13 protein-coding genes are annotated in these 16,626 nt (G+C 70.3%); all 13 read left to right on the forward strand.

Annotated elements, in window-relative coordinates; all coding sequences use genetic code 11:
- The first annotated feature begins 47 nt into the window (after positions 1 to 47).
- Entirely contained in the window at positions 48 to 1,112 is a 1,065-nt protein-coding gene (locus tag FHW85_RS16475; protein WP_167255391.1) for a homoserine dehydrogenase, read from the forward strand.
- On the forward strand, positions 1,109 to 2,098 hold the full coding sequence (locus FHW85_RS16480) for a homoserine kinase (protein WP_167254868.1): 990 nt from the start codon (positions 1,109 to 1,111) through the stop codon (positions 2,096 to 2,098). Before FHW85_RS16475 ends, FHW85_RS16480 begins: the two co-directional genes overlap by 4 nt.
- On the forward strand, positions 2,095 to 3,423 hold the full coding sequence (thrC, locus tag FHW85_RS16485; RefSeq protein ID WP_168648972.1) for a threonine synthase: 1,329 nt from the start codon (positions 2,095 to 2,097) through the stop codon (positions 3,421 to 3,423). The genes FHW85_RS16480 and thrC overlap by 4 nt, the downstream gene beginning before the upstream one ends.
- Before the next feature lie 702 nt (positions 3,424 to 4,125).
- Positions 4,126 to 5,733 (forward strand): 2-isopropylmalate synthase, encoded by a 1,608-nt coding sequence (locus FHW85_RS16490; RefSeq protein ID WP_168648973.1) that lies wholly within the window; start codon positions 4,126 to 4,128, stop codon positions 5,731 to 5,733.
- The gene (locus FHW85_RS16495; RefSeq protein ID WP_168648974.1) at positions 5,730 to 6,671 is read left to right on the forward strand and encodes a branched-chain amino acid transaminase; all 942 of its coding nucleotides are present in this window, start codon (positions 5,730 to 5,732) and stop codon (positions 6,669 to 6,671) included. The genes FHW85_RS16490 and FHW85_RS16495 overlap by 4 nt, the downstream gene beginning before the upstream one ends.
- Entirely contained in the window at positions 6,668 to 8,080 is a 1,413-nt protein-coding gene (leuC, locus tag FHW85_RS16500) for a 3-isopropylmalate dehydratase large subunit (RefSeq protein WP_167254860.1), read from the forward strand. Before FHW85_RS16495 ends, leuC begins: the two co-directional genes overlap by 4 nt.
- A gap of 101 nt (positions 8,081 to 8,181) precedes the next feature.
- Complete coding sequence (leuD, locus tag FHW85_RS16505) at positions 8,182 to 8,766, forward strand: 3-isopropylmalate dehydratase small subunit (protein ID WP_167254858.1); 585 nt, start codon at positions 8,182 to 8,184, stop codon at positions 8,764 to 8,766.
- Positions 8,763 to 9,860, forward strand: a complete 1,098-nt coding sequence (leuB, locus tag FHW85_RS16510) for a 3-isopropylmalate dehydrogenase (RefSeq protein ID WP_167254856.1) — start codon at positions 8,763 to 8,765, stop codon at positions 9,858 to 9,860. The genes leuD and leuB overlap by 4 nt, the downstream gene beginning before the upstream one ends.
- A gap of 168 nt (positions 9,861 to 10,028) precedes the next feature.
- Entirely contained in the window at positions 10,029 to 11,750 is a 1,722-nt protein-coding gene (locus FHW85_RS16515) for a dihydroxy-acid dehydratase (RefSeq protein ID WP_167254854.1), read from the forward strand.
- Entirely contained in the window at positions 11,747 to 12,775 is a 1,029-nt protein-coding gene (gene ilvC, locus FHW85_RS16520) for a ketol-acid reductoisomerase (protein ID WP_167254852.1), read from the forward strand. Before FHW85_RS16515 ends, ilvC begins: the two co-directional genes overlap by 4 nt.
- A 137-nt stretch (positions 12,776 to 12,912) precedes the next feature.
- Positions 12,913 to 14,715, forward strand: a complete 1,803-nt coding sequence (ilvB, locus tag FHW85_RS16525) for a biosynthetic-type acetolactate synthase large subunit (RefSeq protein ID WP_168649008.1) — start codon at positions 12,913 to 12,915, stop codon at positions 14,713 to 14,715.
- A 10-nt stretch (positions 14,716 to 14,725) separates the two neighbouring features.
- The gene (gene ilvN, locus FHW85_RS16530) at positions 14,726 to 14,974 is read left to right on the forward strand and encodes an acetolactate synthase small subunit (protein ID WP_167254850.1); all 249 of its coding nucleotides are present in this window, start codon (positions 14,726 to 14,728) and stop codon (positions 14,972 to 14,974) included.
- The gene (ilvA, locus tag FHW85_RS16535) at positions 14,971 to 16,554 is read left to right on the forward strand and encodes a threonine ammonia-lyase, biosynthetic (protein ID WP_168648975.1); all 1,584 of its coding nucleotides are present in this window, start codon (positions 14,971 to 14,973) and stop codon (positions 16,552 to 16,554) included. Before ilvN ends, ilvA begins: the two co-directional genes overlap by 4 nt.
- Positions 16,555 to 16,626: the final 72 nt, after the last annotated feature.

Genomic DNA, 16,626 nt, shown 5'->3' on the forward strand with positions numbered 1-16,626 from the left:
ACCCCGTGCTTGCCCGGGCGCTGCCGACGACCACTCCACGCCGCCGCATGCTGGCCGTGGGTCTGATCGGCCCCGGTCGTGTCGGCAGCGCCCTGCTCACTCAATTGCGTGCGGCGCAGACGCGCCTTTCCGAAGCCGGCCTGGAACTGAAGCTGTGCGGCGTGGCCGCCAGCAAGCGCATGTGGCTGGACTGCGACGACCCCGACCTCAACCGCCGCTGCGACCGCGCCCAGACCTGGCGCCCCGCCGACCTGCGCCAGTTCGCGCGCCACGTGCTCGGCGAAGGCGGCCGCCACGCCATGCTGATCGACTGCAGCGCCAACGATGAAGTGGCCGCGCACTACGCCGGCTGGCTCGCCGAAGGCGTGCACGTGGTCACCCCCAACAAGCTCGCCGGCAGCGGCCCGCTGGAGCGCTGGCAGGCGATCCGCGCGGCCAGCCATGCCGGCGCGCGCTTCCGCTACGAAGCCACCGTCTGCGCCGGCCTGCCGGTGGTGCAGACGCTGCGCGACCTGCTCGACACCGGCGATGAGCTGCTCGCCGTCGACGGCATGTTCTCCGGCACGCTGGCCTGGCTGTGCAACCGCCACGACGGCGGCCGCCCGTTCTCCGCGCTGGTGCGCGAGGCGCATGCGCTGGGCTATACCGAACCCGATCCGCGCGACGACCTGTCCGGCCTGGACGTGGCGCGCAAGCTGGTGATCCTGGCCCGCGAAGCCGGCTGGGCGCTGTCGCTGGACGAGGTGAACGTGCAGAGCCTGGTGCCGGCGGAACTGGCCGCGCTGGACCCCGAAGCCTTCATGGCGCGCCTGCACGAACTGGACGCGCCCATGGCCGCGCAGCTGGCCATCGCCCGCGCCGAGGGCGGCGTGCTGCGCCACGTCGCCAGCCTGGACCGCGACGGCCGCGCCAGCGTGAAGCTGGCCGTGCTGCCCGCGTCCCACCCTTTCGCGCACACGCGCCTGACCGACAACGTGGTGCAATTCACCACGCGCCGTTACCACGATAATCCGCTGCTGGTGCAGGGACCGGGCGCCGGGCCGGAAGTGACGGCCGCGGGCGTGTTCGGCGACCTGCTGCGCATCGCCGAGTCGCTGGAGGCGCGCGCATGAACGCCCAACTTGCCCGATCACCGGAACCGATGGCCCGCTCTCCCCAACGCGCTCTTTCCGCCCAGGCCCTGGCGCCGGCCAGCGTCGGCAACGTCGGCGTCGGCTTCGACGTGCTCGGCCACAGCCTCGCCGGCGCCGGCGACCGCGCCACGGTGCGCCGCATCGAAGAACCGGTGGTGCGCATCGCCGCCATCGAAGGCGTGGTGGTCGACCTGCCGCTGGACGCCGCGCAGAACACCGCCGGCATGGCGCTGATGGCGCTGCGCAAGGCGCTGGGGCTGCGCCACGGCTTCGAGCTGGTGCTGCACAAGGGCATCGCGCTGGGTTCGGGCATGGGCGGCTCGGCCTCGTCCTGCGTGGCCGCGCTGGTGGCCGCCAACGCGCTGCTGGAACGCCCGCTGCCGATGGAAGCGCTGTACGGCTTCGCGCTGGAAGGCGAGGCCGTGGCCAGCGGCGGCCGCCACGGCGACAACGTCGGCCCCATGCTGCTCGGCGGCCTGGTGCTGGCCACGCGCGACCGCCTGGTGCGCGTGCCGGTGCCGGAGGCCTGGCATTGCGCCCTGGTCCATCCGCACATGGTGCTGGAGACGCGCAAGGCGCGCGCCGCGCTGGCCGGCGCCTACCAGCTGGGCGAATTCGTCGCGCAGAGCGCCAATCTCTCGCTCACCCTGGCCGGCTGCTGGCAGGGCGATGCGGCGCTGGTGCGCGAAGGCTTGAACGACGTGCTGGTGGAACCGCGCCGCGCACCGCTGATCCCGGGCTTTGCGCGGGTGAAGCAGGCGGCGATGGATCACCGCGCCATGGGCGCCAGCATTTCCGGCGCCGGTCCCAGCGTGTTCGGCTGGTTCGAACGCCGCGAAGAAGCCCAGGCCGCGGCGGCCGCGATGGCCGCGGCCTTCGCCGAAGCGGGCCTGGACAGCGACACCCTGGTCTCGCCCGTCGCCGGGCCGGCCGCCGCATTGATCGACGTGGAGCGCAAGGCATGAGTGAACCGCTGCTCTATCACAGCACCCGCGGCGCCGCGGAAGGCGCCGGCATCGGCGAGGCGATCGCCGCGGGCCTCGCACCCGATGGGGGCCTGTACGTGCCGGAAGCGCTGCCCAGCCTCAAGCCGGGCGACTTCGACGCGCAGGGCAGCCTCGCCGACACCGCCGCGCGCCTGCTGCGCCCGTTCTTCGCCGGCCATGCGCTGGCCGCCGAACTGCCGGCCATCTGCGCCGAGGCCTTCGCCTTCGACGCGCCGCTGCGCCCGCTGCCGCAGCACCCCGGCGCCGCCATGCTGGAGCTGTTCCACGGCCCCAGCGCCGCGTTCAAGGATTTCGGCGCCCGCTTTCTCGCCAGCTGTTTCCGCCGCCTGCGCCATGCGGGCGAGCCGCCGCTGACGATCCTGGTCGCCACCTCCGGCGATACCGGCGCGGCGGTGGCCGCCGCGTTCCACCGGCAGCCGGGCGTGGAGGTGGTGATCCTCTATCCCGACGGGCTGGTCTCGCCGCGCCAGGCGCACCAGCTGGGCTGCTTCGGCGACAACGTGCGCGCGCTGCGCGTGGCCGGCCGCTTCGACGACTGCCAGCGCATGGTCAAGGCCGCGCTCAACGACAAGGCGCTGCAGGCGCAGCGGCCGCTGTCGTCCGCCAACAGCATCAGCCTCGGCCGCCTGCTGCCGCAGATGGCCTACTACGCGCACGCTTCGCTGCGCTGGTGGCACGAGCACGGCCGCCCGCTCAACTTCGTGGTGCCCACCGGCAATCTCGGCAATGCGCTCGCCGCGGTGTGGGTGCGCGAGATGGGACTGCCGGTCGGCGCCATCGAGCTGGCCTGCAATGCCAACGAGACGCTGCCGGATTACTTCGCCGGCGCTGCGTACGCGCCGCGCGCCGCGGTCGCGACGCTGGCCAATGCGATGGACGTGGGCGCGCCCAGCAACTTCGAGCGGCTGCGCTGGACCTTCCCCTACGACACGGACCTGCGCCAGCAGCTTTCCTCGCACAGCGTGGACGACCAGACCATCCGCGCCACCGTGCGCAGCCACGCCGCGCATGGCGAAGTGTTCTGCCCGCACACCGCTACCGCCATGCACCGGCTCGACCTTCGCGCGGACCGGGCCGACTGGGCCGTGGTGGCCACCGCGCATCCGGCCAAATTCGAAAGCGTCATCGAACCGCTGATCGGGCAGACCGTGCCCTTGCCGCCCGCACTGGCCGCCATGCTCGGCCGGCCGGCGCATGCCGAAGCGCTGGAAGCCAGCGACGAGGGGCTGAAGGCATGGCTGCTGGATGGAGCCGCGCCGCGGCAGGCGCGCCGGCTGGGTTGAATGTCCGGGCGAACGCGCGAGGCGGACGCATGGGCGAACTGCAACCTTGGTTCTGCTGACCGGTGAGGGCGTCGGCACGCCCCGGCGGCCTCACCCGATGTACGCGATCGACCGCTTTTTGTGCCCCGCCGCAAGCGCTTTTCGCCCCGGTAAAGTTGGCCTCGAATGACTCCGTACGCCACTGCATGGTCTTGCATGCAGCTCGACGTACCAGTGGACGCAAAGCGCTGAAATGCGTCGACTTACTTGTCGACCTTCGATGCGATATGTAGGAATGGTCTGATTTCCAGGCTTTTCCTCGATCCATGCGCATCCACGAAATCACCACGAATAATCGCGCTCTCATCGCATCCAGCCATCTGGACGTCCAAATGTGATCGAGCAAACTTTTTTCGATCATTACACAAGAAACTGTTGACACGCCCCGACGAGCCCCGTTAGGGTCGATGACATGTCGCATCGCAACACCACCGCCAGCATCGCCGAAAGGACCCGCCCTCCAGCGGTTCACGGCCTGCTGCGGCTCCGCGGCAACCTCCTTCTTGCCCTTGTACTCGTACTCCTTATTACCAACGGAGGTGCGGGCTGAGGGCGTGTGTCCAGGTAAAGCAAGACTGACCTGAATACTCCTAAAGAACCCCGCACCCGAACAGGATGCGGGGTTTTTTGTTGCCCTCGGCCCAGCACCGCAACGGAGCCGACATGACCAACGACACCCAGCACAGCAACGACAGCAGCGAGGACGGCGTAGTAGCCGACGACCGCGTGCGCATCTTCGACACCACCCTGCGCGACGGCGAACAGGCGCCCGGCTTCGGCATGGACCGCCGCGCCAAGCTGCGCATGGCGCATGCGCTCGAAGCGCTGGGCGTGGACGTGATGGAAGCGGGCTTCCCGCAGGCGTCGCCGGACGACTTCGCCGCCGTCGCCGAGATCGCCAGGTCCGTGCGCCACTCCACCGTCTGCGCGCTGGCGCGCTGCCAGACGGCGGATATCGACACCGCCGGCCGCGCGCTGGAAGCCGCGCAGCACTCGCGCATCCACGTGTTCCTGTCGACCAGCCCGCTGCACCGCGAGCACAAGCTGGGCATGAGCAAGCAGCAGGTGATCGACACCGCCATCGCCGCCGTCGAGCGCGCGAAGGCCTTGTGCCACGAAGTGGAGTTCTCCGCCGAAGACGCCATGCGCACCGAGCCCGATTACCTGGCCGAAGTGTTCAGCGCCGCGATCGCCGCCGGCGCCACCACGGTCAACGCACCGGACACGGTCGGCTACGTCACCCCCGCGGAAATCGCCGAACGCTTCGCCTACCTGCGCAAGCACGTGAAGGGCGCCGAGCGCGTGGTGTTCTCCTCGCACTGCCACGACGACCTCGGCATGGCGGTGGCCAACAGCCTCGCCGCGGTGAGCGCCGGCGCGCGGCAGATCGAATGCACCATCAACGGCATCGGCGAGCGCGCCGGCAATGCCTCGCTGGAAGAAGTGGTGATGGCACTGCGCGTGCGCGGCCCCTACTTCGGCGTGGATTCGCGCATCGACGCGCGCCGCCTGGTGCAGACCTCGCGCCTGCTGACCCAGCTCACCGGCCAGGCCGTGCCGCGCAACAAGGCCATCGTCGGCGACAACGCCTTCGCGCACGAATCGGGCATCCACCAGCACGGCATGCTCAAGCACCGCGGCACCTACGAAATCATGCGTCCGCAGGACGTCGGCATGGGCGAGACCAAGCTGGTGCTGGGCAAGCATTCCGGCCGCCACGCGCTGCGCTCGCGCCTGCAGTCGCTGGGCCACAGCCCGGAAGAAGCCGCGATGGACGAGATCTTCGCGCGCTTCAAGACGCTGGCCGACAAGAAGCGCGAGATCCACGACGAAGACCTGGAAGCGCTGGCGCTGGGCCAGGACCCGGATGCCGCCGGCCCCTGGCGCATCGTGCAGCTCAATTCCACCTCGCACCTGGGCGGCAGCGCGTCCGCCTCGGTGCGCCTGGCCCACGACGACGGCCGCGAGGTCGGCGAAGCCGCGATCGGCGACGGCCCGGTCGACGCCGTGCTGCGCGCCATCGAGCGCGCCACCGGCACCGGCCTGGAGCTGACCCAGTTCCAGGTGCGCGCCGTCAGCGAAGGCGGCGACGCCCAGGGCCAGGCCCAGCTCACCGCGCGCCACGCCGCGCGCGACTGGCGCGGCAACGGCGTCAGCACCGACATCGTCGAGGCCACCGCGCTGGCCGCGCTTTCCATCGTCAACCGCATCGAGCGGCAGGCCGCCCCGACCGCCGCCGCGCAACCGCAAGTCCAAGGAGCCACCGCATGACCACGCCCTTTCTCTGGCACAACGGCCAGATCAAGCCGTGGACCGAAGCCACGGTCCACGTCAGCACCCACGCGCTGCACTACGGCTCCTCCGTGTTCGAAGGCGAGCGCGTGTACGCCACGCCGCTGGGCCCGGCCTATTTCCGCCTGGCCGACCACACCCGCCGCCTGTTCGAGTCGGCGCGCGTGTACGAGATCGAGATCGGCTACAGCGAAGACGAGATCAACGCCGCCTGCATGGAAGTGATCCGCGCCAACCGCATGAGTTCAGCCTACGTGCGCCCGATCGTGTTCCGCGGCGCGGGCGGCCTGGGCGTGCTGGCCAAGCCCGGCGCGCCGGTGGACGTGGCGATCATGGCGATGGAATGGGGCGCCTATCTCGGCGATGCGCGCGAGCACGGCGCCGACGTGTGCGTGTCCTCCTGGCAGCGCCCCGCGCCGAACACCGTGCCGAGCTGGGCCAAGGCCGGCGGCAATTACCTGAGCAGCCAGCTGATCGGCCTGGAAGCGCGCCGCGGCGGCTACGCCGAAGGCATCGCGCTCGGCCACAACGGCCTGCTGAGCGAGGGCGCCGGCGAAAACGTGTTCGTGGTGAAGAACGGCAAGCTGCTCACGCCTCCGACCAGCGCCGGCATCCTGGCCGGCATCACCCGCGACACCGTGATGACGCTGGCGGAAGACCTGGGCATCAAGGTCGAGGAACGCGACCTGCCGCGCGAAGCGCTGTACACCGCCGACGAAGTGTTCATGACCGGCACCGCCGCCGAGATCACCCCCGTGCGCTCGGTCGACCGCAAGCCGGTCGGCACCGGCCGCCCCGGCCCGGTCACCCGCGCCCTGCAGGACGCCTTCTTCGGCCTGTTCGACGGCACCACGGACGACCGCTGGGGCTGGCTGACGCCGGTGCACACGCAAGCCACCGAGCAGGTGGCCGCATGAGCGCGCGCACCCTGTTCGAGAAATTGTGGGATGCGCATGTCGTCGCGCCCGAAACCGCCGACACGCCGGCCATCCTGTACATCGACCTGCACCTGGTGCACGAAGTCACGTCGCCGCAGGCCTTCAGCGAACTGCGCGAGCGCGGCCTGAAACTGCGCCGCGCCGACCGCACCCTGGCCACGCTGGATCACTCCACGCCCACGCTGCCCGCGAACGACAAGGGCGAGCGCCCCTACGCCAACGAGGAAGCGAAAGCCCAGGTCGCCCAGCTGGAAGCGAACTGCCGCGAGTTCGGCGTCGAGCTGCACGGCTGGGACAGCAGCGAGCGCGGCATCGTGCACGTGATCGGCCCGGAGCTGGGCGCGACCCAGCCGGGCATGACCATCGTCTGCGGCGACAGCCACACCTCCACGCACGGTGCGTTCGGCGCGCTGGCGTTCGGCATCGGCACCACCGAAGTCGGCCACGTGATGGCCACGCAATGCCTGCTGCAGCGCAAGCCCAGGACGCTGGCCATCCACGTCGACGGCCAGCTGCCCAAGGGCGTGGGCGCGAAGGACCTGATCCTGCACATCATCGGCGAGATCGGCGTCGACGGCGGCACCGGCCACGTCATCGAATACCGCGGCGAAGCCATCGAGGCGCTGTCGATGGACGAGCGCATGACGGTGTGCAACATGTCGATCGAAGCCGGCGCGCGCGCTGGCCTGATCGCGCCGGACGAGGTCACCTTCGATTGGCTGAAGGGCCGTCCGCGCGTGCCGCAAGGCGCCGCCTGGGACGCTGCCGTTGCCAAGTGGCGCGCGCTGCGCACCGACGCCGGCGCCAGCTACGACCGCGAAGTGCGCATCGACGCCAGCAAGGTCAAGCCCACCGTCACCTACGGCACCCATCCGGGCATGGCCATCGCCATGGACGTGCCGGTACCCGCCGCACGCACCGCGCAGGAAACCCGCGCGCTGGACTACATGCGCGCGCAGCCGGGCAAGCCGATGCAGGGCACGCCGGTGGATGTCGTCTTCATCGGCAGCTGCACCAACTCGCGCCTGTCGGATCTGCGCGAGGCGGCCGAGATCCTGCGCGGCCGCCGCATCGCCGACGGCGTGCGCATGCTGGTGGTACCGGGCTCCGAAGCGGTGCGCCGCGATGCCGAGCGCGAAGGCCTGCACCAGGTGTTCACCGCGGCCGGCGCCGAGTGGCGCGTGCCGGGCTGCTCGATGTGCATCGCCATGAACGGCGACCTGGCGCAACCGGGCCAGCTGGTGGTGAGCACCTCCAACCGCAACTTCGAAGGCCGCCAGGGCAAGGGCGCGCGCACCGTGCTGGCCAGCCCCGCCACCGCCGCCGCCTCCGCCCTTGCCGGTTCCATCGCCGACCCGCGCGAATACCTGGTGGAGGCTGCCGCGTGATTTCGATGTGCGCTACCGCGAGCACCCGCCCCTCATCCGCCCCTTCGGGGCACCTTCTCCCCGGCGGGGAGAAGGGCATCTGTCCTTCGGGAGTTTATTGAATGAAGCCCGTCACCCGCCTCCATTCCCGCACCGCCGTGCTGGCCGACGAGAACATCGACACCGACCGCATCATCCCGGCGCGCTTCCTCACCACCACCGAGCGCGCTGGCCTGGGCAAGCTGTGCTTCAACGACTGGCGCTACCTGCCGGACGGCAGCGACAACCCGGCCTTCCCGCTCAACCAGCCGCAGGCCAAGGGCTGCGCCATCCTGGTCGCCGGCCGCAACTTCGGCTGCGGTTCCTCGCGCGAACACGCGCCATGGGCGCTGCTGGACTACGGCATCCAGGCGGTGCTGTGCAGCGAGATCGCCGACATCTTCCGCAACAACGCGCTGAAGAACGGCCTGCTGGCCATCGTGGTGTCCGAAGCCGAGCACCACTGGCTGCTGACCCACCCCGGCACCGAGCTGACCATCGACGTGCAAGGCCAGTACATCGCCCTGCCCGATGGCGGCCGCATCCCGTTCCAGCTCGAACCCTTCGCCCGCCATTGCCTGCTGAACGGCGTCGACCAGCTCGGCTACCTGCTGCAGCACGCCGACGCCATCGCCCACTACGAACAGCATCTGGAGCAAGCCGCATGAAAGCCCGCATCGTCACCCTGCCCGGCGACGGCGTCGGTCCGGAAGTCACCGCCGCCGCCGTTGCCGTGCTGGAAGCCGTCGCCGCCCATTACGAGCACAGCTTCGAGTACGAGGAACACCTGATCGGCGGCTGCGCCATCGACGCCACCGGCGAGCCGCTGCCGGCCGATGCGCTGGCCGCGTGCCAGTCCGCCGACGCGGTGCTGCTGGGCGCGGTGGGCGGGCCGAAGTGGTCCGACCCGTCCGCGCCGGTGCGCCCCGAGCAGGGCCTGCTGGCGCTGCGCGCGGCGCTGGGCGTCTACGCCAACCTGCGTCCGCTGCAGGTGCATCCGGCGCTGACCGCGCTGTCGCCGCTGAAGGACGACAAGCTGCGCAACGTGGACGTGCTGTTCGTGCGCGAGCTCACCGGCGGCGCCTACTTCGGCGCCAAGACGCGCACCGCCGACACCGCCACCGACGAGTGCAAGTACACCGTGGCCGAAGTCGAGCGCGTGGTGCGGCGCGCCTTCGAGCTGGCACGCGGCCGCCGTCACAAGGTCACCTCGGTGGACAAGGCCAACGTGCTGGAAACCTCGCGCCTGTGGCGCAGCACGGTGCAGCGCATCGCCGCCGACTATCCGGACGTGAAACTCGAACACCAGCTGGTCGACTCCATGGCCATGCTCCTGCTGACCCAGCCGGCCAGCTACGACGTGGTGGTCACCGAGAACCTGTTCGGCGACATCCTCACCGACGAAGCCGCCGCGCTGGCCGGTTCGCTGGGCCTGCTGCCCTCGGCCTCGCTGGGCGAAGGCGCGCGCGGCCTGTACGAGCCGATCCACGGCTCCGCGCCGGACATCGCCGGCAAGGGCGTGGCCAACCCGGTCGGCGCGATCCTGTCCACCGCCATGCTGCTGCGCCACTCGCTGGGCCTGGAAGAAGAAGCCGGCGCGGTGGAAGCGGCCGTGGAGCACGTGCTGCAGCACGGCCCGCGCAGCCGCGACATCGGCGGCGACGCCGGCACCGCGGCGATCCGCGCAGCGGTGGTCGCGGCGCTGGACGAGCACGTCGCCAACTCGGAAGCCTTTTTCAGCGGAGCGCGCGCGTGCGGCTAACGGCTGCCCGCGCGGCTTCCGTGCCGCCTGCTTCCCCCTGCGCGCGGCGGGATATGAGGGCGTCGCTCACTCCGCCCCGAGTGAACGCCACTCCCCGCGCCCTGTCCCGCGTGCCCCTGCGCGCAGGGGGAGCAACCTGTTGTCATGCCATCCGGAGCGTTTCTTTCCATGCGCAGTGATCTCATCAAGACCGGCGCCGACCGCGCCCCCGCGCGCGCGATGCTGCGCGCCACCGGGCTGGACGACGGCGCCATCGCCAAGCCGCTGGTGGCGGTGGTGCATACCTGGTCCAACGTCAGCCCCTGCAATCTCAACCTGCGCGAACTGGCCGAGCACGTGGCCGAAGGCATCCGCGCCGCCGGCGGCACGCCGGTGGAGTTCAACACCATCGCGGTCACCGACGGCATCGCCATGGGCACGCCCGGCATGCGCGCCTCGCTGATCAGCCGCGAAGTGATCACCGACTCGATCGAGCTGGCCGTCGACGGCCACTGCCTCGACGCGATGGTGGTGCTGTGCGGCTGCGACAAGACCATCCCCGCCGCTGCCATGGCCATGGCGCGCCTGGATATCCCGGCGGTGGCGCTGTACGGCGGCACCATCGCGCACGGCACGCACGACCAGCACCCGATCACCATCCAGCAGGTGTTCGAAGCGGTCGGCGCGCACGGCGCGGGCAAGATCGACGACGCCGAACTGGCCTCGGTCGAGCGCGACGCCTGCCCCGGCGCCGGCGCCTGCGGCGGCCAGTTCACCGCCAACACCATGGCCATGGTGCTGACCACGCTGGGCCTGTCGCCGATGGGCTTCAACGACATTCCCGCCACGCATCCGGCCAAGGCCGCCGCCGCGCGCCGCTGCGGCGAGCTGGTGATGGACTGCCTGCGCGAGCAGCGCACGCCGCGCGGCTTGATCAACCGCACTTCGCTGCGCAATGCCGCGCGCATGGTCGCCGCCACCGCAGGCTCCACCAATGCGGTGCTGCATCTGCTGGCGATCGCGCGCGAGGCCGGCGCACCATGGACGCTGGAGGATTTCGAGCCGGCCTCCGTGCATACGCCGGTGATCGCCGACCTGCTGCCCGGCGGCCGCTACACCGCGGTGGAAATGTTCGGCGCCGGCGGCGCCGCGCGCGTGGCGCAGGAACTGATCGCCGCGGACATGCTGGAAGACGCCCCCACCGTCACCGGCCGCAGCCTGTTCGAGGAAGCCGCGGCGGCGCCGCGCGCGGCGGAGCAGGACGTGATCCTGCCGGTCGCCCGGCCGCTCAAGCCGCGCGGCGGCTATTCCATCCTGTACGGCAACCTCGCGCCGGAAGGCTGCATCCTGAAGATTCCCGGTAAGAGCGGTGCCGGCAAGGGCGCCACGCATTTCGAAGGCACCGCCCGCGTGTTCGAGAGCGAGGAGCAGGCCTTCGCCGCCGTGCAGCAAGGCCGCATCGCCAAGGGCGACGTGATCGTGATCCGCAACGAAGGCCCGGCAGGCGGCCCCGGCATGCGCGAGATGCTCGGCGTCACCGCCGCGCTGATCGGCCGCGGCCTGGGCGACGACGTGGCGCTGATCACCGACGGCCGCTTCTCCGGCGCCACCCACGGTTTCATGGTCGGCCACATGGCGCCCGAAGCCGTGCGCGGCGGCCCGATCGCGCTGCTGCGCGACGGCGACCGCATCCGCATCGACGCCGGCCTGCGCGCCATCGAAACCGACGCGGACCTGGCCGAACGCCGCAAGCACTGGACCGCACCCGCACCGAAAGTCACCACCGGCGCCCTGGCCAAGTACGCGCGCCTGGTCGGTTCCGCCTCCGACGGCGCCAACACCCATCCGAACACCGCTGTCTCCACCCCCACACACGTTCAAGTCACCGCTACCGAAGGAGTCACCGCATGAGCAGCACCACTTCCAACCCGACGCTGGCCAACGCCCGCATCGCCGTGCTCGGCTACGGCAGCCAGGGCCGCGCGCACGCCCTCAACCTGCGCGACTCCGGCCTCGACGTCGTGGTCGGCCTGCGCAAGGGCGGCCCCTCGTGGGAGCGCGCCACCGCCGAAGGCTTCAAGGTGGCCGAGCCGGGCGACGCCGTGCGCGGCGCCGACCTGGTCGCGGTGCTGACGCCCGACATGGTGCAGCCGGCGCTGTACAAGGAATCGATCGAGCCGAACATCAAGGCCGGCGCGGCCCTGCTGTTCGCGCACGGCTTCAACGTGCACTTCAAGCAGATCGCCCCGCGCGAGGACATCGACGTGATCCTGGTCGCGCCCAAGGGCCCGGGCGCGCTGGTGCGCCGTGAATACGAGATCGGCCGCGGCGTACCCAGCATCTGGGCGATCCACCAGGACGTCACCGGCGAGGCCGAAGCCAAGGCCAAGGCCTATGCCGACGGCATCGGCGGCGGCCGCGCCCTGCTGATCAAGACCGACTTCAAGGAAGAGACCGAGACGGATCTGTTCGGCGAGCAGGCCGTGCTGTGCGGCGGCGCCAGCTCGCTGGTGCAGGCCGGCTTCGAGACCCTGGTGGAAGCCGGCTACCAGCCGGAGATCGCCTACTACGAAGTGCTGCACGAGCTGAAGCTGATCGTGGACCTGTTCTACGAAGGCGGCATCGCGCGCATGCTGGAATTCGTCTCCGAGACCGCGCAGTACGGCGACTACGTCAGCGGCCCGCGCGTGATCGACGCCGGCACCAAGGCGCGCATGAAGGACGTGCTCACCGACATCCAGGACGGCACCTTCGCGCGCAACTGGATCGCCGAGTACCAGGCCGGCCTGCCCAACTACAAGCGCTTCAAGCAGGCGGACCTGGAGCATCCGATCGAGCAGGTCGGCGCCAAGCTGCGCGCGCGCATGTCCTGGCTGCAGGCCGGCGCCGCCGCGGCCGGCAAGCCCGCCGCCGAGCCGCTGAAGAAAACCGGCTGAGCCACCCCGCCCCTCGCCGCGACGGCGAGGGGTTTTCATTTGCCATGAGGATTCGCGACACCATGAACGCCCTGCTGCCGGACATCGCCGACGCCACGCACGCCGACGACGCCACCCATCCCCTCAACGCGCTGCGCATGAGCGGCGCCGAGGTGGTGGTCCAGGTCCTGGCCGACGAGGGCGTGGACGTGCTGTTCGGCTACTCCGGCGGCGCCATCCTGCCGGTGTACGACGCGGTGTTCCGCTACAACGCCACGCATATCGGACCCAGCGGCGGCGAACCGATGCCGCTGATCGTGCCGGCCAACGAGCAGGGCGCGGGCTTCATGGCCGCCGGCTATGCGCGCGCTTCGGGCAAGGTGGGCGTGGCTATCGTCACCTCCGGCCCCGGCGCCACCAATATGGTGACGCCGGTGCGCGACTCGATGTCCGATTCGGTGCCGATGGTGGTGCTGTGCGGCCAGGTGCCGACCACCGCGATCGGCTCCGATGCATTTCAGGAAGCGCCGATCGCCAACATCATGAGCGCCTGCGCCAAGCACGTGTTCCTGGTCACCGACGCCGAAAAACTCGAAGCCACCCTGCGCACCGCCTTCGAGATCGCGCGCAGCGGCCGCCCGGGGCCGGTGGTGGTGGATATCCCGAAAGACGTGCAGAACACCTTGCTGCCCTTCCACGGCGAAGGCCTGCTGCCGATGCCGGGCTATCGCGCGCGGCTGGAACGGCTGGAGCAGTCGGTGCTGGACGACGCGCAGTGCGCGGCCTTCTTCGAAGCGCTGGCGCAGTCGAAGCGTCCGCTGATCTATGCCGGCGGCGGCACCATCGCCTCCGGTGCTTCCGCCGAGCTGCGCGCCTTCGTGGCCGACTACGGCCTGCCCGTCACCACCACCCTGATGGGCATCGGCGCCTACGACACCACCGAGCCGCTGGCCTTGCACATGCTGGGCATGCACGGCACGGCCTATGCCAACTACGCGGTGGAGGATTGCGACTTCCTGTTCACCATGGGCGCGCGCTTCGACGACCGCGTGGCCGGCGTGCCGGACAAGTTCGCGCCGCAGGCGAAGTTCATCGCGCAGATCGACATCGACCCGGCCGAGATCGGCAAGGTCAAGACGGTCCACTGGCACCACACCGGCGACCTCTCCCGCACGCTGGCGCAGCTGCGCGCCTGGGGCGAGCGCCACGGCTGGCGCGAGAAGCTGTCCGAACGCTACGCACCGTGGCATCGCCACGTGGCGGACCTGAAACACACGCACGCGCTGGACTACGACCGCGCCAGCCCGCTGATCCAACCCTATGCGGTGATCGAAGAGATCAACCGCCACACCCGGGGCCACGCGGTGATCAGCACCGGCGTCGGCCAGCACCAGATGTGGGCGGCGCAGTATTTCGATTTCCGCGAGCCGCGCCATTGGCTGAGCTCCGGCTCGATGGGCACCATGGGCTTCGGCCTGCCCGCGGCGATCGGCGCGCAGTTCGCGCGGCCCGGCGCGGTGGTGATCGATATCGACGGCGACGCCAGCATCCGCATGAACCTGGGCGAGCTGGAGACCGTCACCACCTACGGCCTGCCGGTGAAGGTGGTGGTGCTCAACAATATCGGCGACGGCATGGTGCGGCAGTGGCAGAAGCTGTTCTTCCGCGGCCGCTTCGCCTCCTCCGACAAGAGCCTGCACCGCAAGGACTTCATCAAGGCCGCGCAGGCCGACGGCTTCGAATGGGCGCGCCGCCTGGAGCGCAAGGAGGAACTGGCCGCCACCATCGCCGACTTCCTCGCCCACCCGGGCCCGGCCTTCCTGGAAGTGATGATCGACCCCGATGCCGGCGTGTATCCGATGGTCGGCCCCGGCGCCACCTACGCGCAGATGATCACCGGCGACCACATCGCCTCGCGCCAGTCGGTGCAGGCCGACGGCGCCGCCAGCGACATGTTCTGACGAGATACTCATGAAACACACGCTTTCCATCCTGCTGCAGAACGAGGCCGGCGCCCTGGTGCGCGTGGCCGGACTGTTTTCCGCGCGCGGCTTCAATATCGATTCGCTCACCGTGGCCGCCACGCAGGACCCGGCCGTCTCGCAGCTCACCCTGGTGATGCACGGCGCCGACGAGGCGGTGGACCAGCTGATCAAGCAGGCGCGCAAGCTGGTGGACGTGATCGAAGTCAGCCATCCCGCCGCGGAAGCCCTGCAGTGAACGCGGTGGCCGCCGACCGGCCGCCGGCGGAAGACGCGGACCACGACCTGCTGCGGCGCACGCTCGCTTCGCGCGTCTACGAAGTGGCGCGCGAATCCGCGCTGGAAGCAGCGCCGCTGCTGTCCGAGCGCATCGGCCAGCAGGTGCTGCTCAAGCGCGAAGACCAGCAGCCGGTGTTCTCCTTCAAGCTGCGCGGCGCCTACAACAAGATGGTGGGCCTGGATGCCGCGCAGCGCGCGCGCGGCGTGATCGCCGCTTCCGCCGGCAACCATGCGCAGGGCGTGGCCCTGGCCGCGGCGAAGCTCGGCCTGCGCGCGGTGATCGTGATGCCGGTGACCGCGCCGCAGGTAAAGATCGACGCGGTGCGCCGCCTCGGCGGCAGCTGGGTGGAAGTGGTGCTGGCCGGCGATTCCTACAGCGACGCGCAGGCCGAAGCCGCGCGCCTGGAACAACAGCACGGCTACACCTTCGTGCATCCCTTCGACGACCCGGCCGTGATCGCCGGCCAGGCCACCGTGGGCATGGAGATCCTGCGCCAGCATCCGGGCCCGCTGCATGCCGTGTTCGTGCCGGTGGGCGGTGGCGGCCTGCTGGCCGGCGTGGCGGCGTACATCAAGGCGCTGCGGCCCGAAGTGAAGGTGATCGGCGTGCAGACGGTCGATTCCGACGCCATGGCGCAGTCGCTGGAACAGGGCGAGCGCGTGACGCTGGACGAAGTCGGCCTGTTCGCCGACGGCACCGCGGTCAAGCGCGTGGGCGCGGAAACCTTCGCGCTGTGCCAGCGCCACGTGGACGCCATGCTGCGCGTCGACACCGACGCCATCTGCGCGGCGATCCGCGACGTGTTCCAGGAAACCCGCTGCGTGCCGGAACCCTCCGGCGCGCTCGCCCTGGCGGGCCTCAAGCAATACGCCGCCATGCACGATCTGCACAACGCCACCCTGGTCGCCATCGTCTCCGGCGCCAACCTCAACTTCGACCGCCTGCGCTTCGTCGCCGAGCGCGCCGAAGTGGGCGAGCAGCGCGAGGCGGTGTTCGCCGTCACCATTCCGGAAGAACGCGGCAGCTTCCGCCGCTTCTGCGCCACGCTGGGCCAGCGTTCGATCACCGAGTTCAACTACCGCATCGGCGATGCGGCGAACGCGCATATCTTCGTCGGCATCCAGATCCGCCAGCGCGACGAGCGCGAGGCGCTGACCGCCGCCTTCGCCGCCGAAGGCTTCGGCGTGCTCGACCTGACCGACGACGAACTGGCCAAGCTGCACCTGCGCCACATGATCGGCGGCAGCTCGCCGCTGGCGCGCGATGAATTGCTGTACCGCTTCGAGTTCCCCGAACGCCCGGGTGCGCTCACGCGTTTCCTCGGCCATATGCATCCGGACTGGAACATCAGCCTGTTCCATTACCGCAATCACGGTGCGGATTACGGCCGCATCCTGGTCGGCATCCAGGTGCCGGCGGATGAGCGGGCGATGTTCCAGCAGTTCCTGGCCCAGTTGGGTTACCCCTGCCGCGACGAGAGCGGCAACCCCGCGTATCGGCTGTTGCTGCGCGACGCGACGCATCCGGCCGCGGCATAAACCCGAGTTTTTCGTCCTCGCGCCGGTCACCCGGATACCGGCATGCATGCCGGACATCGGTCTTGGTGTCTC

Source organism: Dyella sp. SG609 (assembly GCF_012275375.1).
GTDB classification, from domain to species: domain Bacteria; phylum Pseudomonadota; class Gammaproteobacteria; order Xanthomonadales; family Rhodanobacteraceae; genus Dyella_D; species Dyella_D marensis.